At 44.0% G+C, this 22,579-nt stretch carries 19 protein-coding genes; 3 read left to right on the top strand and 16 right to left on the bottom strand.

Annotated features, from left to right (window positions below; genetic code table 11):
* The first annotated feature begins 35 nt into the window (after window positions 1-35).
* Window positions 36-410 carry an rRNA methyltransferase gene (locus CSV70_RS09600; RefSeq protein WP_085130709.1) on the top strand — a complete coding sequence of 125 codons (375 nt, stop codon included), beginning with the start codon at window positions 36-38 and terminating at the stop codon, window positions 408-410.
* Between the two features lie 1,104 nt (window positions 411-1,514).
* Here CSV70_RS09600 and CSV70_RS09595 read toward each other — a convergent pair.
* The 14 genes from CSV70_RS09595 to parE form a co-directional block, all read right to left on the bottom strand.
* Window positions 1,515-3,506: a helix-turn-helix domain-containing protein gene (locus CSV70_RS09595; RefSeq protein WP_099628887.1), complete on the bottom strand. Its 1,992-nt coding sequence runs from the start codon at window positions 3,504-3,506 to the stop codon at window positions 1,515-1,517.
* Between the two features lie 171 nt (window positions 3,507-3,677).
* Entirely contained in the window at window positions 3,678-4,664 is a 987-nt protein-coding gene (locus tag CSV70_RS09590) for an electron transfer flavoprotein subunit alpha/FixB family protein (RefSeq protein WP_099628888.1), read from the bottom strand.
* Between the two features lie 29 nt (window positions 4,665-4,693).
* The gene (locus tag CSV70_RS09585; RefSeq protein ID WP_085130703.1) at window positions 4,694-5,467 is read right to left on the bottom strand and encodes an electron transfer flavoprotein subunit beta/FixA family protein; all 774 of its coding nucleotides are present in this window, start codon (window positions 5,465-5,467) and stop codon (window positions 4,694-4,696) included.
* 34 nt (window positions 5,468-5,501) lie between these two features.
* Window positions 5,502-6,944: an MFS transporter gene (locus CSV70_RS09580; RefSeq protein ID WP_099628889.1), complete on the bottom strand. Its 1,443-nt coding sequence runs from the start codon at window positions 6,942-6,944 to the stop codon at window positions 5,502-5,504.
* Window positions 6,945-7,098: 154 nt separating this feature from the next.
* Entirely contained in the window at window positions 7,099-8,586 is a 1,488-nt protein-coding gene (locus CSV70_RS09575) for an aldehyde dehydrogenase family protein (protein ID WP_099628890.1), read from the bottom strand.
* A gap of 18 nt (window positions 8,587-8,604) precedes the next feature.
* Window positions 8,605-9,738 carry an acyl-CoA dehydrogenase family protein gene (locus CSV70_RS09570; protein WP_099627604.1) on the bottom strand — a complete coding sequence of 378 codons (1,134 nt, stop codon included), beginning with the start codon at window positions 9,736-9,738 and terminating at the stop codon, window positions 8,605-8,607.
* A 20-nt stretch (window positions 9,739-9,758) separates the two neighbouring features.
* Window positions 9,759-10,955: an acyl-CoA dehydrogenase family protein gene (locus CSV70_RS09565; RefSeq protein WP_085130695.1), complete on the bottom strand. Its 1,197-nt coding sequence runs from the start codon at window positions 10,953-10,955 to the stop codon at window positions 9,759-9,761.
* Window positions 10,956-10,986: 31 nt separating this feature from the next.
* On the bottom strand, window positions 10,987-11,424 hold the full coding sequence (locus tag CSV70_RS09560; protein WP_099627605.1) for a Zn-ribbon domain-containing OB-fold protein: 438 nt from the start codon (window positions 11,422-11,424) through the stop codon (window positions 10,987-10,989).
* An 11-nt stretch (window positions 11,425-11,435) separates the two neighbouring features.
* Window positions 11,436-12,596, bottom strand: a complete 1,161-nt coding sequence (locus CSV70_RS09555; protein WP_099628891.1) for a thiolase C-terminal domain-containing protein — start codon at window positions 12,594-12,596, stop codon at window positions 11,436-11,438.
* A gap of 29 nt (window positions 12,597-12,625) precedes the next feature.
* A complete protein-coding gene (locus CSV70_RS09550; protein ID WP_085130689.1) occupies window positions 12,626-13,051 on the bottom strand; it encodes a MaoC/PaaZ C-terminal domain-containing protein in 426 nt (141 codons plus the stop codon).
* Between the two features lie 14 nt (window positions 13,052-13,065).
* Window positions 13,066-13,506 carry a MaoC family dehydratase N-terminal domain-containing protein gene (locus tag CSV70_RS09545; protein ID WP_085130687.1) on the bottom strand — a complete coding sequence of 147 codons (441 nt, stop codon included), beginning with the start codon at window positions 13,504-13,506 and terminating at the stop codon, window positions 13,066-13,068.
* A 13-nt stretch (window positions 13,507-13,519) separates the two neighbouring features.
* The gene (locus CSV70_RS09540; protein WP_233191796.1) at window positions 13,520-15,670 is read right to left on the bottom strand and encodes an acetate--CoA ligase family protein; all 2,151 of its coding nucleotides are present in this window, start codon (window positions 15,668-15,670) and stop codon (window positions 13,520-13,522) included.
* A gap of 536 nt (window positions 15,671-16,206) precedes the next feature.
* Window positions 16,207-18,630 (bottom strand): DNA topoisomerase IV subunit A, encoded by a 2,424-nt coding sequence (parC, locus tag CSV70_RS09535; RefSeq protein ID WP_099628892.1) that lies wholly within the window; start codon window positions 18,628-18,630, stop codon window positions 16,207-16,209.
* Window positions 18,627-20,642, bottom strand: coding sequence for a DNA topoisomerase IV subunit B (parE, locus tag CSV70_RS09530; protein WP_232319176.1), 2,016 nt, complete (start codon window positions 20,640-20,642; stop codon window positions 18,627-18,629). The genes parC and parE overlap by 4 nt, the downstream gene beginning before the upstream one ends.
* Before the next feature lie 231 nt (window positions 20,643-20,873).
* On the opposite strand from parE, the gene plsY reads away from it, so the two are divergent.
* Together plsY and CSV70_RS09520 are read left to right on the top strand one after the other, a co-directional pair.
* Complete coding sequence (gene plsY / locus CSV70_RS09525) at window positions 20,874-21,476, top strand: glycerol-3-phosphate 1-O-acyltransferase PlsY (RefSeq protein ID WP_085130681.1); 603 nt, start codon at window positions 20,874-20,876, stop codon at window positions 21,474-21,476.
* Window positions 21,477-21,505: 29 nt separating this feature from the next.
* On the top strand, window positions 21,506-21,799 hold the full coding sequence (locus CSV70_RS09520) for a HesB/YadR/YfhF family protein (protein WP_085130679.1): 294 nt from the start codon (window positions 21,506-21,508) through the stop codon (window positions 21,797-21,799).
* 28 nt (window positions 21,800-21,827) lie between these two features.
* Here the strand turns inward: CSV70_RS09520 and CSV70_RS09515 are convergent, their stop codons facing one another.
* Both CSV70_RS09515 and CSV70_RS09510 read right to left on the bottom strand, forming a co-directional pair.
* Window positions 21,828-22,145, bottom strand: coding sequence for a hypothetical protein (locus tag CSV70_RS09515; RefSeq protein ID WP_085130677.1), 318 nt, complete (start codon window positions 22,143-22,145; stop codon window positions 21,828-21,830).
* Complete coding sequence (locus CSV70_RS09510) at window positions 22,145-22,570, bottom strand: acyl-CoA thioesterase (protein ID WP_085130675.1); 426 nt, start codon at window positions 22,568-22,570, stop codon at window positions 22,145-22,147. Before CSV70_RS09510 ends, CSV70_RS09515 begins: the two co-directional genes overlap by 1 nt.
* Window positions 22,571-22,579 lie beyond the last annotated feature (9 nt).

The following is a 22,579-nucleotide window of genomic DNA, read 5'->3' as shown; positions in this document are numbered from 1 at the left end:
TTTGCGAGTTTTTATTAAATTAGGAGGAATAGATAATGTGGAAATTAGTGGGTGGAAGAATGATTCAAACTACAGATGAAACACGGATTAAATTCCGTACGAATATCAGTCAGGAAATTTTAGAGCAATTAAAAGGATTATCTGAAGAACTTGATACATATAGCAATTATTTATTAGAAAATGGTTTACGGAACGTATTAGCTGCAGGAGTTATTGAGTACGATAAGAATTTACGACCAATAGATCGAATCCAATATAAAACCACATATGATCAAGAGTTATTAGAATCGGTTAAAAAGTTCGCAAAAGATCACAAGCTATTTATTAATGATGTCATTGAGTACAGTGTAGGACATATCGATTTTGATGACATTAAGACAAAAGATTATAAGCATCGCGTAGAAAGCTAGGGCGAGAAGGATACTTGGAGAATAGAATATGTATAGATCGTAGAACGCCCCGAACATAATATAAATTATAGGAAGTTACGTATCACTAATAAGTATACTTGTGATAGTGAGATATTAGCGCTTTTTTCGCTGAGTTATGCGCTCGACTAATTATAATTGCTCAACAAGTTAACTTCAAGCTTTACGACATTTATGCACTGTTTATGTGTTTGTCGTTTATTTTCTTCGGCAAACACTATTTATTGTTTTTTCATTCTACATTTTAGATGCTGTTTTACTGTCGTGATGATCCATCATTACTAGCTTAACCCGCCCAGACAATTTTAACGTACTGCTTAATCCGTCAACCTTTCACTTTTATAAGCTTTTGATATGAAAAATCACCGACAAATACTTTCCATTTTGGTTATCCTATCATCAAACATCTGATAGCCCTCTTCTCTTCCGAATAATCTGCTTAATCTTTTTGTTTATGTATTCGAAGATGGTGTACTTGAATACTTTACGTGTTGTAGTCAATGTTTGTTAGATGATATAGTGCGAGGAATATTGTATAGATAAGGATTATTTGGAACCATGTTCAACAAGATCATATATCCATATAAACTTACCGATATTCATAAGCCTTGCCTAGTATACCATTTTTTACGCTTGTATGTTCGCGTTTCTTTTTTGTTGATATAATTACTGAAGTCTTATCTTTACATAACGTTTTTTTGCATTTCTCGCCCTTTCACCTTGCGCATTGCTTGCTTTAGATGCCGACATTTAAGTACATTCTCTTACCTATCAACTAGGCTCCATGCATGATATTACCATTGCACTCCCCGATCTCCCTTCCTTGATTGCTGCACGTGCGATATGTTTGGTGTGTTAGTTTACATGATACGAATAGTAGTGTAAGAAGAAGGATTATTTGGAACCAGGTTTTTTAAGAATTTACTATTCTCTACTTATTGCTTTTGTCGATAAAAGAAAGCAAAGCTCGACAAAAAATGAGCTTTGCTTAGTATACCACTATTATAGCGTCTGTATGTTCGATTTTTAAAAATTATTTTAAATTCGATCATTGTGTCCAGACGGTACACCGTACATTTTATTGATTTAATTTAACCAATCTTTCATCTTTTTATAGACCGTTTGTGAAGGTAACGCTCCACCTCGTTCGATATTGCTTATATAGGACGTCGAAATATTCAATTCTTCGGCTACTTGTTTTAGTGTCAAACCACGGTTGATGCGACATTCTTTAAAATCGCTACCAATATTCTTACAGACTTCTTCTTTTGTTTGTACTAAGGAAAAAGTGGTTGGTGCTTTGATTGATTTTTTTCTCTCAATCGGTTGATAATAGCTAACAATCTCGTCAGGCGGCGCGATGATGATCGTCGCATCCAACCAGAGACGTAACCAACCTTTCTTTGACATGCAATCTTCATTCCATTGATTGTATTGCCAAAATGTTATCACGCCTTCTTCCTCTAATAGGTCGAGGGCTTTCTCCAGTCGGTCCCGAATACGTGAAGGTGCTTGTGAGTCTATTTGCATACCGATTTTTTCAAGCAATGTACTGATTTTATGCGGCTGCAAATAGCTTGCTTTTCGTGCTTGAGTACGCCAGCGCCAGCTTATATAACGGATAAGTTTTTTCTCCCATTTCCGTTGATACGGATTGAATTCAATCGCTTGATTCGGTAATAACTTTACTTGTCTGACAGTGCCTTGCAAGAAAGGATCAAACACTTCCCCCATCGTTACATATAGACGTTCGGGTAATGACTCTTCATTTAATTCGCATAAACTGCCGTCTTCATTCGTAAAAGTGAACGCACGCCCTTGTAGCTTCTTATTGACGGGTTTACCTTGTTCATATACTAAGACTGTTTCGAATTCCATCCATAGTGACTGTATTGTCGAAAGCGCTTTCACCACATGGATGCGTTGTTCTTTTTCATAGCCGCCGCGTCTACCTGTTCCTCCGAGTTTTGTTTTTAATCCACGAATAGTCAGTAGATCATCGAAGCGAATTTCTACGCGGTCACCTACTTGCGCCACATACATATGACATAGAGAATCTAATACGTCCACATCGATTTCTGACAATGATTGGGCATCCTTTTGCAGTTGAATCATACGACTTGCTGTGCGTTCCTCTTTATGCGGAAGTAACTGCAAAGTACCTGCCAATGTGGCAGTATCAATCGTCGCTTTTGGCCATTGATCTGACTGGAAAGTGAATTTTTGATTGGAAATAGCTTCAGTGATGAATTGATAGATGGCATTGCTCATGACAATCAGATTATTCGTTTTTGCTGTTGATTCGATTGGCTGATGTACGGAAATCTGCTCGCTGACTCCCAGCAATTCATTAATCTGCTCCATTGAATTTTTTTCAGATTCAAATACCGCAAGTATTTCGGAAACCATTTTTTCGATGTAAACGTTGACGTCAGCAGTGAATGTATTCAGAAAGCTATCGTTGGAAACGAAACTTATCCTCATTTCTTCTAGAAATGATTCATTCAACACTTCTCGATCAAGAGCGTTTAGAGTATGATAGCCATGCTTTTTGAGCATTTCATTGACAGTATGATTCATTAAATACGTCCTGTACCATGTGCTGAATATATTCCAAGAATCCTCGTCATTTAAATGGGTGTGATCGCGTACTAATTTATCATACTTATCATATAATTTATTTATAATTTCCCATTTGAGTGTTGGCTTATTCACAAGCAACGGTGCAAGATGGCTTTCATAGGTACTGAAAAATTTAGCGATCATGAACTCTGTTGCTTTCGCGTGTACTTCGCGTCTCGCGTCAACACGAATCTTGAAAAACAAATCAATATTGTCTTCGTAGTCTTGCTGACGGACAATAAATGTTTCGTTTTTCACCCTCGGAAAAATACGGTTGGTATCCACTTTTTTCCGCACGTTTTCAGACGGGAAATTAAGTAAGTAATTATAGTCAAAAAAGTTGGGCTGACGATCATGTATAATAATCACTTGAAATGGGTCGATTTTATTTGCGATGGTTTGATGATGTGTCAGTTCACAGTTCGTGTTATTTAACAGTAAATCGTAATTAATCAAATATAGTCCCTCCGATAAACCGTAAGTTCAGAATAGTATAACATGGATTTCCAAGTTTCACTATGTACTTTTACTTTAGTCGAAGGGACATGTAGTAAAGACTAGAACGCAAAAACAGCTTGGAAAGTCCGGTAATCGAACTTTCCAAGCTGTTTTATGAATGCTCAAGAGTTAGGATACTAACGCGCCTTGCAATTTGAGTTCTTCAATGAATAACGGGAGAACTTCGAACAGGTCACCGACGATGCCGTAATCTGCCATCTTGAAAATATTTGCTTCTTCGTCACTGTTGATCGCGACAATCACTTTGGAGTTCGACATGCCTGCCATATGCTGAATCGCTCCGGAAATACCTACTGCGATATAGAGATCGGGCGTAACCACTTTTCCGGTTTGACCGATTTGTAGCGAGTAATCGCAGTAATTCGCGTCACAGGCGCCTCGAGAAGCCCCTACAGCGCCGCCTAGCAAGTTCGCTAGCTCATACAATGCATTAAACCCTTCGGCGCTCTTGACGCCGCGTCCGCCGGCAATAACGATTTTCGCTTCCGATAAATCTACGCCTTCTGTTTTCTTGCGGATCACTTCTTGAACGATCGTACGCAAGTCTTTGACATCCACTACTTTTGCTATGATTTCGCCTGTACGGCTCGCGTCGTGCTCCAAAGCAGAAATATTATTCGGGCGGATCGTCGCAAATAGCAATCCATCGTCTTTCATCACTTTCTTTTCAAACGCTTTACCGGAGTAGATAGGTCTAGTGAAAATGACTTGATCATCTTCTTTTTCAATTGCCACCGCATCCGAGATCAGTCCAAGTTCTAAACGGCTTGCGATTTTTGGTGTTACATCTTTACCGACTGACGTGTGGCCCATGATAATGCCGGATGGATTTTCCTCCTGCATCACTTCCATGATGACTTGTCCATAGCCTTCTGATGTATAGTTGCTCAAGTTGGCATGTGAGACGGTAATGACACGGTTTGCACCATAGTGGATCATTTCTTCAGCCGGTTGCTGCAAGTCTCCATCACCTAGTACCAATGCCAGAATTTCTGCGTCGGCATTTACTTGTTTTGCCGCTGCGATTGTTTCATAACTTACTTTACGAAGAACCCCTTGCTGCAATTCCCCGATTACTAGTATCTTTTCACTCATAGTAAAACTCCTTTCATTTCGTAGATTGTTTAGATTACTTTCGCTTCATTGGACAATAAGCTGACCAGTTCTTTAACTTGCTCTCCTGTTTCGCCTGCTAAAATACGTCCAGCTTGCTTTTTAGGGGGTAAGAAAATAGAAATCGTTGCCGTCTTCGCTTCCACGTCGTCTTCATCGAGATCCAAATCATCGAGTTCAAGTTGTTCAAGCGGCTTTTTCTTCGCCTTCATGATACCTGGAAGTGACGTGTATCTCGGCTCATTCAGTCCTTGCTGGCACGTTACGAGCACAGGCAAAGATACTTCTATTTTCTCAAGATCTCCTTCGACGTCTTTTTCAATTTTCGCCACTTCGCCTTCAATATCTAGCTTGACGATCGTCGTAATGAACGGCATATTTAGACGCTCTGCTAGACGAGGGCCTACTTGTCCGCTTGCCTCATCGATTGCCACATTGCCTGCGAGAATCAAATCCACTTCTTTATCTTCAAAGAATTTTTCCAAGATTTTCGCCGTTGTGAATTGATCTCCTTCATCCAGATCGTCACTCGTATCGATGAGTACCGCGTCATCCGCACCCATCGCAAGTGCCGTACGCAATTGCTTCTCTGAGTCTTCATCACCAATCGTCACAACCGTTACCGTTCCGCCGTGCTTGTCGCGTTGCTGAATCGCTTCTTCGACCGCATATTCGTCGTACGGATTAATAATGAACTCCGCACCACTTTCGTCAATACGACCGCCTGACACGGAAATCGATTCCTCCGTGTCGAATGTTTTTTTCAGTAAGACATAAATATTCATATAAAAGACTCCTCTCTATACTTTGCCGCACAATTTATTTGATTTCTTCAGTTTGTAACACTTTCGGCACTACATTGGTATCGACCAAGTCGGCTTCACTCGTGTGAATTCCAGGAATCGTTCGAGGAATCAACGGTAGGAATAACAATGCAATGACGATGAAGCCCATAATCACCCAAGATGTATTCACGACTGCCCCAACATTATTACCGCTTGCAGAGAAGATAGAGAAAGCAACAAGTGCCAATGATGCGCCCATTCTCTGTGCCAAGTTTTCAATTACCGTATTCGTAAATGTCACGACATTCATTCGTTCAGTTGAAGCTTTAGACACGACAAGCCCTTTGACTACAGGTGTTTGGAAACCAACACCGAGACCGACCAGACTCATAGCAATGAACAAATACACAAACGATGTTGTAAGTGTAACGAAATTCAACATGATGATTCCGGAAGCAAAGATGAGAATTCCCGATCCCATAATCAATCGCGCTGACAGTTTCTTCATAATTCTTCCGCTTAAATAAGCTGCGACCGATGTTCCTAGGAATACAGCCATCTGCAGGAAGCCTACTGTTGTAGCGGCTTTTCCTTGTACGTTCTGTACAAAGAATGTTAATAAGTACATCACACCTGAGTAACCAAGGAAGATGAATACCGCAATCGTCGTAGGTACCCAGAAGTTCCGATTCGCCACGTACTCCAAATCGAGCAACGGTGCTTTTTGTTTTTTCTCCACAAAGATCAAGATGATCAACGCAGTGACGAATACTAGCAATGATGGAATCCACATGCCTGATTCGATTCCGAAGCTGTTGATGAATGTTGGAATCGTCAACAAACCGAGCAATAGAGCGATAACGAAAATCAAACCAAGAACATCCAACTTCTTACGCGCTTGTACTTTGACGTGTGGAACAAAAGCAAAGAGTGCAATGCCTAAACCACCAAGAATAGCAGTGAAGATAAAGCTTGCTTGCCAGTTCGCCGTATCGACGATCATACCGCTGATGACCGGACCGAATACCGCACCGATTGTGATGAACGCAGCAAACGTTCCAATCGCTTTCGCACGTTGCGTACCGACCATGAATTTACCGGCGTAGGCAATTCCTGACGGTGCAATCGCTGCACCCGAGATTCCTTTAAAGAATAAACCGAGAACGAGCACCCAGAAAGAAAACGAGAAAGCTACGAGCAATGATCCGACGACCATGAAAATACCGCCAATTAAGATGACGATCTTCAATCCGAACGAATCACCAATCCATCCAAGTAGTGGCTGGAATCCTGTCAACCCAACAGCCAGACCCAGTTGCATCCAAACCGCATATCCCGGCGTCAAATTAAATTCCGCAAGCATATGCGGGTATGCAGGAAGATGGGTTGCTAAACTTAACATAATAAAGAATGCTCCAAAACTGATGAATAAAAAACCTCTATTAATCGATTTATCTTTTAGTGCCGCTTCATTCATTTAGTGGCCTCCCTTTATCGATAGTGTAATAGCTTCTACAAACTTTATTCATTATGTCAAATCTAGAAGTGGTCTAAAGTGAAGATCTGCAGAAGGAGGTTCCGGTATGCTTGAACCGAAGCCCTCCCGCCACAGATCAGACGTTACTGGCTGTTTACCGGATATTGATGACACACGCTTTTTCCAATGTATAATCCAGAACCGAATCCGTACCGTAACCGCTCTCTTTGACGCCGCTAAACGGAAGATCTGCACCTACTCTAGCGTACGTATTGACCCAGACATTACCTGCTTGAAGCTTATCAATCATACGGTGTGCAACACTGAGATTTTGCGTCCATACGCCTGCTGCTAGACCGAAGTTGGTATCATTCGCAATTTGAATGGCTTCTTCTTCGGTATCGAATGGAATAGCGACCGCCACAGGACCGAAAATTTCTTCACGAGCCAGTTTTGAACTGTTATCAGCTACTTTAACGAGCGTAGGTTGCACCCAATACCCGTTCGCAAATTCTGGTCGCCCCGGTAGAACCGCGTCTCCGCCATATTTTCCTCCGAATACCACTTCGTACTCCTCTTTTGATGCTTCATCGATAAACCCGCATACCGACTGATATTGCGCTTCGTTTGCGATAGGCCCCATAGTGTTGTTCGTATCCAGCGTATCACCGTGTTTGACGAATTCATCATTCGTCATCAACTCCTTTAAACGCCCAATCACTTCGTCGTAAATGGAGCGCTGGATCAGCATGCGTGAACCTGCCACACAAATCTGACCGGAGTTCGGTGTGAAAATGCCGTTGATCAATCCGTGTACCGCTTGATCAATGTCCGCATCTTCAAAGACGATATTCGGAGATTTTCCGCCGAGTTCAAAGATCAATGACTTTGGTGAATGCGCAGTCGCTTTTGTAATACGCTCCGCTGTTGCTTTGGATCCTGTCAAACTCACTTTATTCACTTCTTTGTGAGAGACGAGGTAATCCCCGATTTCACGACCCGCACCCGAAATGACATTCAATACGCCAGGTGGTAAGATTTGTGAAATCAACTCGCCATATCGCAATGATCCGACCGCTGCACTCTCAGATGGTTTAATGATGACAGTATTCCCTGCCGCTAGCGCATAGGCAGCCTTAATCGTAAAGGTGAATAAAGGAGCGTTCCAAGGCAAGATTCCGACTACTACTCCGTATGGCTTACGTGAAGTGAAACCAAAATCTCCTGTGCCCATCTGTACCGTACGACCTTGTGCACCTACGAGAGATGCCGCTCCCGCTGCGTCGTACCAGACCTGCTTTAGTACTTCTGCCAAATAACCATACTCATCTAGAACCCAGCCGTTATTACGCGTTTCAAGCTCAAGCAACTCCGCAGCATACTCGGGAATCATGTCCCCGATCTTACGCATATAGTCGCCGCGTGTACGGGCAGGTAGATTCGCCCAGTCATCGAATGCTGCACGTGCTGCCTGGATGATCAGTTCTGCGTCTTCTTTTTTACTGGAAGGAATAGTTGCCCATACTTCCGCTGTAGATGGATCGATACTGTTTGATACAGCCCCGTCTTGTGCTTGTACCGACTTGCCGTTCATAATATTGCCGTAAGTCGTCAATTTGGATTTCTCGGATACGTTCGTCATATGTTTTCCTCCTTCAAATTACCAGCCTAGAGAAGCGACTACTTTTTCTTGATAGAAAGGGGTGGAACCTAAATACTGATCATAATAGCGAGCGCGCTTTACAAATAGATGGCAATCGATTTCTTCCGTGAATCCGATTCCACCGTGGATTTGAATATTATGTGCCGAAACTTCGATGAATTTCTCCGTCGCATATGTACGGGCGCTGTAAATGGCCGCTTCTCGATCGAATTCGTCCGTATCCACTACCCAGTTGGCATAATGGCTCAGTGAGCGCGCAATTTCCAAATTCACTTTCATGTTGACGATACTATGTTTAATCGCCTGGAAACGTCCGATCGCTTGGCCGAACTGCTCCCGAATCTTCGCATATTCCGTCGCCATGTTGACGACACTTTCCATTGCGCCGACGATGTATGAACTCAGTGCGGCATTGAAGTACAACAGACCTTCTTGAAGTTGCGTCCATCCCTTGTCTACTTCACCTATAATTTGATCTTCTTTGATGACAAGCTGATTGAATTCGATTTTCGCTACATGTGTTGATTCGTCAAAAGAAGATTGTTTCTCGATGTTCAATCCTTCTGTTTTGTCGATCAGCACAAGCGATAGTCCGTCTTCTTGGTCTTCTTGGTTTGTGCGTACCAATACGAGGAATGCATCCGCAAGTTCTGCTTCCGGTACAAGCGTCTTCGTGCCGTTTAGTACGTACTGTCCATCCTGCTGCACCAATGTACATTGGATACCTGCTGGGGAGAAGTCATTGAACGGCTCAAGTGCAGCAAATGAAATCCATGTTTCTCCCGAAGCGATGGCGGACAGATACTGTTGTTTCTGTTGCTCTGTTCCGTATTTCTTCAAGATCGGTACTACCAACGCGGAAGTTTCCATGAACAAGCCAGGTACTAATGAACGTCCCATTTCTTCGAACGTCGGAACGAGATCGAGTGCATCCAGATCCATACCATCGTATTCTTCAGGAATGTTGATGCCGCTGCATCCAAGTTCAGCTAATGTCGTGTACACTTTCTTCAAATTTTCCGGATTATTGTCAATCATTTCTCGAGCTAGCTGTGTACCGCCGAATTTATCCAACATTTTACGGATATGTCCACGGAACATTTCTTGCTCTTCTGTTAGTGAAAAGTCCATATTTCATCCCTCCAAGTCTATTAACGTCCCATGTCTTTTGGCAATCCCAGTACGCGCTCGCCAATCGTATTGCGTTGGACTTCACTCGTACCGCCACCGATTGTCTGTCCGAATGAGGCGAGGAATAAATGCTGCCACTTCGGATCCGCTACGGCATCCTTATCAAATAGCACACCTTGGTGTCCTTGAATTTCTACGGCAAATGCAGAGAGTGCCTGGTTCAATTCGGTTACCACCAATTTATCAATCGAAGTTTCCGCTCCCGGTTGACCATTCTTGATCGTAGTCGTCAAGTTTTTATAGTAATTCAATAGCGATCCACGCACGCGGGCATAGAAATTCGCCAATTTTTGTCTGACTAGAGGATTTTCAATCAATGGCTTACCATTTACTTTATACTGCTGTGCCAGTTCCACTGTATCGTTGAATTGCTTTTCGAGTGTGAAGAGTTCTGCACCGATTCCCGTACGCTCATGGAGCATCAAAGCAATCAATACATGCCAACCCGAGTCTACTTTTCCGACGATATCTGCATCTGTTGCGACAGCGTCTGTCATATACACTTCGTTAAAGTCTTTATGTCCATCCATCTGCACGATCGGAAGCGTTTCGACTCCCGGTTGATGCATATCCATCATGAACACCGTAATCCCTCGGTGCTTCTTTTCCGGGTGCGTACTCGTTCTCGTCAGCAAGAAGCATTTATCCGCCACGTGACCAAAACTTGTCCACACTTTCTGACCATTGATGAGCCAGCGATCGCCGTCTTTTACCGCACGTGTTTTTAGGCCTGTTAAATCCGACCCCGCGCCTGGCTCTGAATAGCCTTGGCACCATATTTCTTCACCTGTCAGGATTTTTTTCAAGTATTTCTCTTTTTGTTCATCCGTTCCGATGTCGATCAACGTAGGACCTACCATATGGATCCCGATATAGTTGATGAGTGGCGGTGCTTTGACGCGTACCATTTCTTGATGGTAGATAATTTCCTCCATCAAGCTGGCGTTGCGACCGCCATATTCTTTCGGCCAGGCGATGGCTGCCCATCCACCTTCATACAATTTTCTTTGCCAAGCACGTAATACACGGGAGTATTCATCCAAGTCTTCCGGCAAATCGCGCTTGCCTTCTAGCCATCCTTCGGGAAGATTGGCTTCAAGCCATGTTCGTAATTCGGTTCTAAATTTTTCTTCTTTTTTCGTGAAAGAGAAATCCATACTCACTCATCCTTTCTATATCGCCTATCGATCAATTCGTAACGGGAATCCACTGTGGCAATGCACGGTCTTCCGTAATATCCACCCATGTCATTTGGATCGGCATCCCGATTTCCAAATCTTTTTCCTGGCAATTCAAGATATTGCCCATAATTTTCACTTCCGGCACGTTGTCGAGCTGTGCGAGAGCGATAATTGTCGGTAACTCATCCTGGAAACCTGGTAAAAATGGACGGTAGGAAACTACATACGAATAGACGGTAGCTTTAATATCGTCGCCTAACTGTTCCCAGCTGACATTTCCACTTCCGCATTTTGCGCATGTAGGGCCTGGCGGTTGTGAGTACGCATGACAATCATCACATTTTTGCAGGGCCAGTTGATGTTGGTCCGCTGCATCCCAGTACGGGGCATTATCTATATCTTTCAATGGAATAGGTTTTTGGTAAGCAGTCGTTGCTTGTGTCATAGTGATTCCTCCTAGTTTCGTAAGATCATAGCGCCAGCGATATCCGGTCCAGCCCAGCCTGTACAAATACCGATCTTGCAATCTTCTACTTGGCGGTCGGTTCCTTCGTAGTCATGGCGCAGCTGTCTAACGATTTCAATGGCGTTGTTCATTCCGTGTGTATACCCTTCGGATAGCATGCCACCCGCTGTATTGGTTGGTAGTTTACCGCCGATCTTCAAGTTGCCTTCCGCAACAAAATCTCCCACTTCTCCGCGTTTCGCAAAGCCGTATGCTTCGAGCTGGCGCATAACAACCCAACTGAAACAGTCATAGATGGAGGCCACATCGATATCGTCCGGTGTCACTCCCGCGTTTTCATAGAGTTCTTCCGCTACGTAATCAGATGCGACTTGGTCGATATCATTCCAGTAGTGAGCGTGCGGATGACATTGTCTTGCCGCCATCCCCATGATATAGACCGGTTTTGATGCACAGTCTTTCGCTTTTTCAGCAGACGTGACAATGATCGCATTTCCTTCATCGAGTTCGAGGCACGAATCATGGATATTGAATGGAGAACTGATATCCGGTGTAGCGAGATAGTTTTCCATCGTTAACGGCTTCCCGTGTAGGAATGCTTTTGGATTTCGTTGTGCATGTTCATAGAAGCTCAAGCACACATGCCCAAGATGTTCTTTCGTAATGCCTGTTTCGTGCATATGACGTGTCGCATACATGCCGAACCATTGAGATGGGCTTGCCGATCCGTACGGAATCACGAAGCTTCCGCCCGAGAGCGCCCCTTGTAGCATATCGGGATCATATCCGCGGCCTACGCGCGTTCCCGAACTACCGTTCATGGAACGATAGATCAATACGGTGTTTAGCTGGCCTGCTTCAATGAGCGCCACGGCATCCGCAATCAGCATTTCTGTACTCGCTCCGCCGCCTTGAATATCTTTGACGTATTTCGGTCGTACACCAAGATACGTTGCCAGTTGGTGAGACGTACAAGAATCCCCTTCGTTATAGTTCATGAATCCGTCGATGTCTGTCGGTTTCAAGCCTGCATCTTTGATTGCTGCATGGGCCGCGTCGAGTGCCAAATGCAAAGGCGTTGTTCCCGATTTTCTTGAGCGTTCACTCTCTCCTACGCCTACAATGGCATAGCGGTCTTTAATAGTTCCCATAGATAGATTTCCTCCTATTTCACGTCTGTTTATGTCAGTTGTAAGATGGCGCTACCTGATCCGACCACTTCTCCTGATACTTTCTCCGCCGTCAGATCCAGTGCGATCCATCGCTTGCCATCTTCTTCATATGTTCGTTCTACTACACCCGAGCAACGTATTTCATCGCCCGGTACCGTCATTTTGCCGAAACGCATCTTAAAGTTTGCGACGCGTGCTTCCTTGCCAGCAATTTTCATCACATACTCCCCAAGGAAACCCATTACCAGCATGCCGTGTGCTACGACACCATCCATGCCGATTTTCTGCGCGAAGTCATCGTCGAGGTGCAATGGATTAAAATCCCCAGAAGCACCTGCATACTGAGCCAACTGCACTTTCGTGATGGGTGGTTTCACCATAGGCTCTAGTTTCTGGTCTACCTTTAGTTCTTTTAACTCCCATTCCTTGATCATGTGACGACCTCCCATTATTTTGCTGAACGATAGACAATGTTCATGCGGCTAATACAAACTAATTCGCCCGCTTCGTCTTTCATTTCTGTATCTAGTTTCAAAAATTGCATTTTTCCGCTCTTTCCTTCTTTGTCATACAGATCGCTAACTTTCATCTGGCAACGTAGTTGATCTCCTACGCGGATCGGTTTGTAGTATAAGAATTCCTGCTCGCCGTGCAACATCCGGCGGTGGTCAAGTTGTAAAGGCATTTCTACTTTGCCATCGTTCATCGCAATCGGAAATGTCGGCGGGACAATCAGTCCTTCGTATGCCGACTCTTTCGCATAGCTGTCGTCTGTATAGAGTGGATTGTCGTCTCCGATGGCAGTGGCGAATTGGCCGACATGCCTTCTTTCGATTTCAAACACGTATTCGGCGCTCGTTAAGCCTATAACACTTTTATCCAAATCCATTTTCATCCTCCTCTTATTTTGTGATGATCAATGCATCTGCCGCTACAATGCCGTCTTCGTAAACGATCAACGGGTTAATGTCTATTTCTTGGATGACATCCGAGTAGTCTTCAATTAATCTTGAAACTTTCAGTAACACATCGATAATGGCTTCTTGATCGACGGGCTTTTTATTGCGTACGCCTTGTAGGATTTGATAGCCTTTCAAGCTTTCCATCTTATCGATAGCATCTTGTCTTGTGATCGGTGCGACACGGAAAGATACATCTTTGAAGACTTCTACAAAGACACCGCCAAGACCAAACATGATGACAGGGCCAAATGTCGGATCACTCGTTACACCGACGATGACTTCCACGCCTTCAGGCAACATTTCCTGAATAGATATGCCGTGAAGATCCGCTGTTGGGCAATGTTCTTTCGCACTGTCGTAGATTTCCTTGAACGCCTGGCGTACTTCCTGGCCGTTCTGGACATTCAGCCGGATCCCGTTGACTTCCGTCTTATGTGGAATATCAGGCGAATCGATTTTCATGACGACTGGATAGCCCATGTGATTCGCAGCTTGTACTGCATCATCCGCCGTCTTGGCAGTGATTCGCTTCGCTGTGCGGATACCGTATGCAGAGAGGATTTCACTCGACTGCGATTCGCTTAACGTTTGGTTTGCAGGTAATAGGTGCTGGATGTTCGATACGTCCAGTTCTTTTCTTGCAGGCTCATCGCTGATCTTATGCGCTTTTCTATACGCTTCTGCATAATCCACTAATTTGGCAAGCGAGCGGATCGGATTCATATTACCGAGAATGAATGGAATGCCGTTGTCTTCGAGATACTGCACGCCTTTTGGAATCGACATGCCTTCAAGCGGGAAGTTCGATATCAACACGAACTTATCCGAGTTCTTGCAAATTTCGACGAATTCCTGAAGAAGTGGTGTGTTTTCATCCCAGTGAATAGGGAACTCCGGAAATAGGATAATGTCTGTATCGGGATCATTGACGAGTACTTTTAATGGTGCGAGATACAATTCCGGATTGGTGATCGATGCGGCTGCGGTTAAATCAACCGGGTTGGAAGCGCTTGCAAAATCGGGAATGTTTTTCTCGATTTCTTTTCGCACTTTATCGCTTAGCGCATGGATGTTTAATCCGTACGATTCACAACGATCCGCTTCGTTGATTCCTCTGCCACCTGAACTCGTGACGATCACTGTATTTTTACCTGTCGGAAGTTTATTGGTTAAGAATAATTTAGAGAATGAAATAATATCATCGTAATCGTCTGCACGCACAATGCCGGCTTGCTTGAAGAATCCGTCATACACTTTATCAGCACCTGCCAATGAGCCGGTATGTGATGCTGCTGCACGACTGCCTGCACTGCTTCGTCCAGACTTCATGATAACAATCGGTTTATTGATTTGAAGGGCGAATTTCGCTAGTTTCCGTAACTTCTCTGCGTTTTTCTCGCCTTCCAAATAACCACTTGCTACTTTTGTTTTGGGGTCATGCAACATGTATTCAATGACGTCTGAGAAACTTACATCGACTTCATTGCCGACACTGACGAAGTAATTAAACGTCAATCCATGCTGAGCTGCCGCAATATACGTCAACACACCAAACGCGCCACTTTGCGTAACGAATCCTACTTCACGTTTCTTGCCAAGCGGTACATTCGTAAGTCCTGGAGAGAATGTACCCATCAAGCCGTTTGTTGTATTGAGAAGACCTACACAGTTTGGGCCGATCAATCGCATCTGGTATTGTTCAGCGATTTCTTTCAGGCGGTTTTGTGCAATAATTCCTTCTTCACCAATCTCTGAGTAGCCGGATGCAAAGACGATCGCCGCCTTGACACCGCTTTCACCGCAATCGATCAGACATTTCTCTACTTGGTGCATGCCGACACAGAGAATGGCCAAATCGACTTGTTCGGGTGTATCGCCTACGCTTGTGTAACAAGGCAATTCTCCAATTTCTTTCGCTGTGGGATGGATAGGGTAGATCTCCCCTTCAAAGCCTGCGTCTAGTAGTGCTTTTAATTGCAAGTAACCAATTTTGTTCGTGTTTTCCGAAGCACCTAGTACAGCCACTCTTTTTGGGTTGAATAAGGGTTCCAGCTCAATATTCGATGGTAGTACTTCATTCATCATTTTCATCATCTCTTCACCTCTACGCTTTCTACTCTACTTTTTTATATACTTGCTTGAGTAGAATCATAACAAAGAGACTTTTCCATTATATTTTCTTTTTTGTGTTAAATATTTAATGTAATTAGGAGTGGAATTATAAATTGAGCGGACGCTCAGCGCTTGCTGTGTATATGATTTAACTAGTTTCTATTTTCTGACTAGTCATGATGAGCCCGACTTTCGTGCTGAGTGACCGCGACTTCGGAGAGCGATAGTCGCGTTTTTGTGGAATTCTAAAGTGATTGTGCATGGTTTGTGCACTGACCATGGTGAGATTAATGGAACTGTAAGGCTGAATGTCTGTTGGGGTGGGGATTAGCGTGCGTCTTGAAACCCCGCAGGGAGCGGACCAGTAGGCTCTTAGGAAAGCGTCCCCAACTGGAGCTTCCATCCTATGACATATCCTTCTGATTCGCTCAGTCTGTAGTACATTACACTATAAAATAAAGAAAAAAGCGTCCTATGAAGTTGTATCACTTCATAGGACGCTCCCATTATGCTTACTACCTATCCTTCTTCACCGTCACCACTTGCACAATCTGCCCGTCTTTCGCTTCGTCCACTACAGAACTTCCTGTAGACTGACGATTAGAATTTTTTATCGACATGGGTTCAATTTCTATCTTTAGTCCCTTAGATGTGTGAATCACGAATTCTTCATCGTCTTTCACCAGCTTCATATCTACTACTCGATACGGATTGGACTTTAACTCTTTAATGATCGTCACGCCTCTAAGCGCTCTAGAGCTTGTCTCGAACTCTGAAATATTCATTCTTTTAATAGTTCCACGCTGTGTAGCTACAAATACGTTGCGTACTTGCTCTGTAATCACTTCAAATGCTACTAACTCATCTTCGACTTTTAGATTGATTCCCTTGACGCCGCCTGTACGAATACCGGTAGTGGCAAGCTCTGACAAGGCGAATCGTAGCGAGTAGGCTTGTTTACTTACCAATAATACGTCTTCTTTTCCCGTTATCACCCGTGCACCAACTAGTCGATCGTCTTTCTTAACGTTCATCGCTTTGAACGAACGGTTAAAACGTTGCACTTGGAAGTCCGTCAGTTTCGAAATCTTTACATTACCATTGGACGAAGCAGTCAAAATACAGCGAGTTTCATCAAATTTCTCAAGGGCGATCACGTCCACTAGCTCTTCACCTGGCTCGAGTCCGCAAATGCTGGATAAATGCTGCCCTAAATCACGCCAGCGTATCTCTGGCAGCTCGTGGACGGGTTGGTAGATGTAATTACCGAAAGATGTGAACAACAGCAAGTGATGCTGTGTATTCATGGCACATTCGATTAGATTATAATCGTGTTCTTTCATTTCCTGCCCTTTTCCACCCGAAGCGGAGTACGAACGCATGCTGGTACGTTTGACATAGCCACCTTTTGTGACGGATACCATGACTTCTTCGCTAGGGACCAAGATATCTAGATCCACTTTCAGTTCCTCAATTTTTTCTTCAATTACAGAACGACGTGGTTCGGAAAATTGCTTACGGATTGCTTTGATTTCTTTCACCAAAACAGACACCAATTTAGCCTCGCTTGCAAGAACCGCTTCTAGCTCTTGGATCAAGTCACGTAGTTCCTGTTCCTCGCGTTTTAATTCCGTAATATCCGTATTCGTCAATCGGTATAGTTGCAATGAAACAATGGCTTCTGCTTGTACTTCAGTAAATTCATACGCTTTAACCAAGTTTAATTTCGCATCTTTCTTATCTTTTGACGCGCGAATCGTCTTAATGACTTCATCGAGGATCGATAAAGCTTTTATCAAACCGTCTACGATATGTAATCGTTCTTTCGCTTTACGGATATCAAAGGTAGATCGTCGTGTAATCACGTCTTTTTGGTGATCAATATACGCATCCAGAAGCATTGGAAGAGACATCAACATCGGGCGTCTACCTGCAATCGCAATCATATTGAAATTGTACGTGATCTGTAAATCCGTATGTTTCAACAAATACTGCATAATGGCTGTACCGTCTATTTCTTTCTTCAGCTCGACGACGATACGCATTCCTGTACGGTCGGATTCATCACGAATTTCTGCAATACCATCTAAACGACGGTCGTGGCGCAGTTCATCCATTTTCTTTACTAAATTGGCTTTATTGACATCATACGGGATTTCCGTAATGACGATTTGGGATTTACCTGCTTTTAACTGCTCAATTTCCCACAATGCGCGGATAATGAAACGCCCTTTGCCTGTCTGATAGGCAGTACGAATTCCGTCCGTTCCTTGGATAATCGCACCTGTCGGGAAATCCGGTCCAGGAATCACCGTCATCAGCTCATCTACGCTGACGTTCGGTTTCTTTAAGCGCATCAAGACCGCATCAATAACCTCATGCAGTGCGTGAGGCGGAATATCGGTCGCATAACCGGCAGAGATACCCGTAGAACCGTTCACCAGCAAATTCGGAAAACGTCCTGGTAAAACGGTGGGTTCCAGTTCTGTATCGTCAAAGTTAAATGCAAAATCGACAGTTTCTTTACGAATATCGCGTAACATTTCACTTGCGATAGCAGAAAGTCGCGCTTCGGTATAACGCATTGCGGCTGCGGAGTCACCGTCAATCGAACCGTTATTTCCTTGCATGTCGACCATTTCATGACGCAGCTTCCATGATTGACTCATCCGTACCATGGCATCGTAGACGGACGTATCACCATGTGGGTGATAGTTACCGATAACGTTACCGACCGTTTTTGCGGATTTACGGAACGCTTTTTCATGTGTGTTGCCTTCATGGAACATCGCATACAAAATACGACGTTGTACCGGCTTTAATCCGTCCCGCGCATCTGGAATCGCGCGGTCTTGGATAATATACTTACTATAACGCCCAAAACGGTCACCAATTACTTCTTCCAAGGGCAGATCTTGAAACGTTTCTGACTGTGTCATTCCGTATCCCCCTCAACATGTATATATGCATTATCTAAAATATTATGTTCTTCAATCAAGCCAAAATCGACGTTCTCTTCAATCCATTTACGACGTGGTTCGACTTTATCACCCATCAAGGTGGTGACGCGACGCTCGGATTTCGCTCCATCTTCAATCGTCACTCGAATCAACGTTCGTGTGGATGGATCCATCGTCGTTTCCCATAATTGATCCGCGTTCATCTCACCAAGACCTTTATAGCGTTGAAGCATATAGCCTTTCCCAACCTTTTCGATCGCTTCTTCTAAATCATCATCGGTCCACGCATACGCAAGCTTTTCGCTTTTACCGGCGCCTTTAAATACTTTGAATAAAGGCGGTAGCGCGATATACACTTTGCCTGCTTCAATTAATGGCTTCATATAGCGATAGAAGAACGTCAATAGCAACACTTGGATGTGTGCACCATCGGTATCAGCATCGGTCATAATAATGACTTTGTCGTACGCAGCATCTTCAATTTGGAAATCAGCACCCACTCCACCACCAACTGCATGGATAATCGTGTTGATTTCTTCATTTTTCATGATGTCTTCAAGTTTCGCTTTTTCCGTATTGATGACTTTACCCCGAAGCGGCAATATCGCTTGGAACGTACGATCACGACCTTGCTTTGCTGAACCGCCGGCAGAATCACCCTCCACGAGATATAATTCATTCTTGGCGGCGTTACGTGATTGGGCCGGGGATAATTTACCGGACAACAATGTATCGGATTTCTTGCGTTTCTTACCTGAACGCGCGTCTTCACGCGCTTTTCGTGCTGCTTCACGTGCTTGATGTGCTCGGATGGCTTTACGGACAAGATTTGCGCTAAGTTCCGCATTTTCTTCAAGGAAATACAGCATTTTTTGCGAAATGACGGCATCTGTCACCGTTCGCGCTTCACTCGTGCCGAGTTTACCTTTCGTTTGGCCTTCAAATTGCAGAATTTCTTCCGGAATACGAACAGAAACGATCGCCGCAATCCCTTCACGGATATCTGAGCCATCGAGATTCTTATCTTTTTCCTTCAGTAAGCCCGCTTTACGTGCGTATTCATTCACCACACGTGTCATCGCAGCTTTCGCACCGGTTTCGTGCGTTCCGCCGTCTTTCGTACGGACGTTGTTAACGAATGAAAGAATCGTTTCGGCATAGCCGTCGCTGAACTGGAACGCAAATTCGACTTCAATGCCGTCGACTTCACCTTCTAGGTATGCTACGTCATGCAACACTTCTTTTTCTTCATTCAAATAGGTAACAAACGCTTCAATTCCGGATTCGTAGTGGAAGATGTCTTGCTTATCTGTACTTTCTTCTTTTAGCGTAATCTTTAAACCTTTCAATAGAAAAGCGGACTCACGCAATCTTTCTGCCAGTGTGTCATATTGATATTTAATCGTAGAGAAGATCGTCGTATCCGGTTTGAAATGAATCGTCGTGCCTGTTTCTTTCGTTTTACCGATTTCTTCAAGTGTCGTGGCCGGTTTACCGCCATGCTCAAAGCGCTGGAGAAATTTCTTGCCGTCTCGGTAGATCGTCACTTCCAACCACTCGGACAATGCATTGACAACGGATGCCCCTACACCGTGTAAGCCGCCACTTGTTTTATAGCCGCCTTGCCCGAACTTTCCGCCCGCGTGCAACACGGTCATAATGACTTCAGCAGTTGGTTTTCCTGACTCATGTTTCCCTGTCGGCATCCCACGTCCGTAGTCTCGCACACTGACACTGCCGTCTTTATGGATCGTGACGTCAATTTCATTACCGAAGCCAGCTAGTGCTTCATCCACCGAGTTATCTACTATTTCGTAGACTAAGTGGTGCAGACCTCTCGTGTCCGTCGAACCGATGTACATTCCCGGTCTTTTTCGTACCGCTTCCAAGCCTTCTAAAATTTGAATGGAACTATCATCATACGTATTTTGTATTTTCTGTTTCGTCAAAATGAAACCCCCGTCAAACAAATGTTCTGTTATTTTAATCATACATCTTCTGATAAACCTTGTCAAATCAACGTTTTGTTTCAGCTCAACCTATTGTATAGAAGAAATGTACGGAATGCAACGAGCAAACGATGACAACACACCGAACGTTTTATGCGGAAATTCCTTTTTTCGGCTGTTCTTCATCTTCCTCTAGAATTCTATTATTGTCCAGAACTTATGCATCTGCTACACTAATAATAAATTAGTTTATCATGCATAAAGGGGTTCACTATGGAAAATTACGTTATCATTCTGGCAGCTTATTTGCTCGGCTCGATCCCTTCTGCACTCTGGATCGGCAAGCTTTTTTATGGAACCGATGTCAGACAGCATGGCAGTGGAAACATGGGCGCGACAAATACATTTCGGGTCCTCGGAAAAAAAGCTGGCATCGTCGTCACACTGCTAGACATCTTCAAAGGAACAGCAGCTGTTCTCTTGCCGTTATTGCCGTACTTTCACGATACGGCGATTCATCCGTTGATTCTTGGAGTCGTTGCAGTACTTGGACACATCTTCCCTATTTTCGCCAATCTAAGAGGCGGAAAAGCCGTTGCGACTTCTGGTGGAGTATTACTTGGTTATAATTGGCCCATTTTCTTATTGGTCGTCATTACGTTTTTAATTGCATTAAAACTAACGAAGATGGTATCGTTAACATCGATCATCGTGTCCGTTATGGGACCACTATACTGTCTCATTTATTACTTTATGGGTGGCGATCTGTATTTATTTTTAGTCGTCGCACTGATGGGCTTCTTCATTTTTTATCGCCATCGTGACAATATTACTCGAATTAAGAATGGAACCGAACCAAAAGTAAAATGGCTATAGGTTTCTCCACTGGAAAGGATGTATAGAGCATGAATATTCACCTATCCGAACAAGCCATTCATTGGTTTGAAGAAGAAATGGAAGTCACTACAGGCGATTATGTGAAATTTTTCGCGCGTTATGGCGGATCCAGTCCGCTACATGAAGGCTTTTCCATAGGTATTACGAAAGAAGTACCAGACGAACTGGCAGTCGAACATGTCGTGAACGGCGTGCATTATTACATTGAAGAACGAGATCTTTGGTTCTTCGATGGCCATGACTTGCATATTGATGCAGATTCGTCAACGGAAGAATTATCCTTTGACTATGAAGTAGCGTAAATCACAAATAAAATGGTAAGCATGACTCCTATAAAGAGTTATGCTTACCATTTTTTAATCGGGTTAATTGATGGATTTGCCCTTCTTGCTTCAAAATGTCTACTTGACGTTCCCCAAGCAAATCGAAATGTGGGTATTCTTCGCGTGCGTGGATCCATTCTGGTTGCAAACCGTACTTCCTTCCCCACTGTATGAGCTTTTCGATATCACTGCATCCCGCTTTGGTGACCGTATTTACTGTCGGAAACCGGTCATCTAGCCAATAATGTGTCAAAAATGCAATTTCCTCACGCTGCACCGCGTTTTTCCATTCTTTTAATTGCTGTCGATCAATTCCGAATGCCATCAGCCTTCGCCTCGCTGAATTTTCGTGTACGTCGCATCCCATTCTGGATGAATTTTGCGCATCGACACGGGTCGGAAGTTCTCTTTTTTCACTACTACGTGCTCGGAAACAGCGGTTGCGGCAATCGAGCCGTCTGCATGCAGAATCTCATAGCCATAGACCGTACGTAGCTTGCCGTGCGACTCTACCCACGTTTTGACTGTAACGGTCTCACCGTATGTAATCGACGTCTTATACTTCACTGACAGCTCAGTTACAGGCGATAGATACCCATCGCGCTCGAGTTGTGCATATTCGTATCCGAGGTCTTTGATCAACGCGGTACGGCCGATTTCCATCCAAATTAAGTAGTTGGCATGGTACACGACGCCCATCTGATCGGTTTCTGCGTAGCGTACTTCAATTTCTTTTTCACTCGTAAACATGTGATCACC

The organism is Sporosarcina sp. P25 (assembly GCF_002743235.1).
GTDB classification, from domain to species: domain Bacteria; phylum Bacillota; class Bacilli; order Bacillales_A; family Planococcaceae; genus Sporosarcina; species Sporosarcina ureae_B.
Note: the sequence above shows the minus strand (reverse complement) of the source record. Positions and strands in the feature narration are given on the sequence as shown.

Bases quoted from the DNA above. Each gene is read 5' to 3' on its own strand.
- CSV70_RS09600 (WP_085130709.1), top strand. From the start codon at position 36: ATGTGGAAATTAGTGGGTGGAAGAATGATTCAAACTACAGATGAAACA.
- CSV70_RS09590 (WP_099628888.1), bottom strand. From the start codon at position 4,664: ATGAGTGAAAAGATACTAGTAATCGGGGAATTGCAGCAAGGGGTTCTT.
- CSV70_RS09585 (WP_085130703.1), bottom strand. From the start codon at position 5,467: ATGAATATTTATGTCTTACTGAAAAAAACATTCGACACGGAGGAATCG.
- CSV70_RS09580 (WP_099628889.1), bottom strand. From the start codon at position 6,944: ATGAATGAAGCGGCACTAAAAGATAAATCGATTAATAGAGGTTTTTTA.
- CSV70_RS09575 (WP_099628890.1), bottom strand. From the start codon at position 8,586: ATGACGAACGTATCCGAGAAATCCAAATTGACGACTTACGGCAATATT.
- CSV70_RS09570 (WP_099627604.1), bottom strand. From the start codon at position 9,738: ATGGACTTTTCACTAACAGAAGAGCAAGAAATGTTCCGTGGACATATC.
- CSV70_RS09565 (WP_085130695.1), bottom strand. From the start codon at position 10,955: ATGGATTTCTCTTTCACGAAAAAAGAAGAAAAATTTAGAACCGAATTA.
- CSV70_RS09560 (WP_099627605.1), bottom strand. From the start codon at position 11,424: ATGACACAAGCAACGACTGCTTACCAAAAACCTATTCCATTGAAAGAT.
- CSV70_RS09555 (WP_099628891.1), bottom strand. From the start codon at position 12,596: ATGGGAACTATTAAAGACCGCTATGCCATTGTAGGCGTAGGAGAGAGT.
- CSV70_RS09550 (WP_085130689.1), bottom strand. From the start codon at position 13,051: ATGATCAAGGAATGGGAGTTAAAAGAACTAAAGGTAGACCAGAAACTA.
- CSV70_RS09545 (WP_085130687.1), bottom strand. From the start codon at position 13,506: ATGGATTTGGATAAAAGTGTTATAGGCTTAACGAGCGCCGAATACGTG.
- CSV70_RS09540 (WP_233191796.1), bottom strand. From the start codon at position 15,670: ATGAAAATGATGAATGAAGTACTACCATCGAATATTGAGCTGGAACCC.
- parC (WP_099628892.1), bottom strand. From the start codon at position 18,630: ATGACACAGTCAGAAACGTTTCAAGATCTGCCCTTGGAAGAAGTAATT.
- parE (WP_232319176.1), bottom strand. From the start codon at position 20,642: ATGATTAAAATAACAGAACATTTGTTTGACGGGGGTTTCATTTTGACG.
- plsY (WP_085130681.1), top strand. From the start codon at position 20,874: ATGGAAAATTACGTTATCATTCTGGCAGCTTATTTGCTCGGCTCGATC.
- CSV70_RS09520 (WP_085130679.1), top strand. From the start codon at position 21,506: ATGAATATTCACCTATCCGAACAAGCCATTCATTGGTTTGAAGAAGAA.
- CSV70_RS09515 (WP_085130677.1), bottom strand. From the start codon at position 22,145: ATGGCATTCGGAATTGATCGACAGCAATTAAAAGAATGGAAAAACGCG.
- CSV70_RS09510 (WP_085130675.1), bottom strand. From the start codon at position 22,570: ATGTTTACGAGTGAAAAAGAAATTGAAGTACGCTACGCAGAAACCGAT.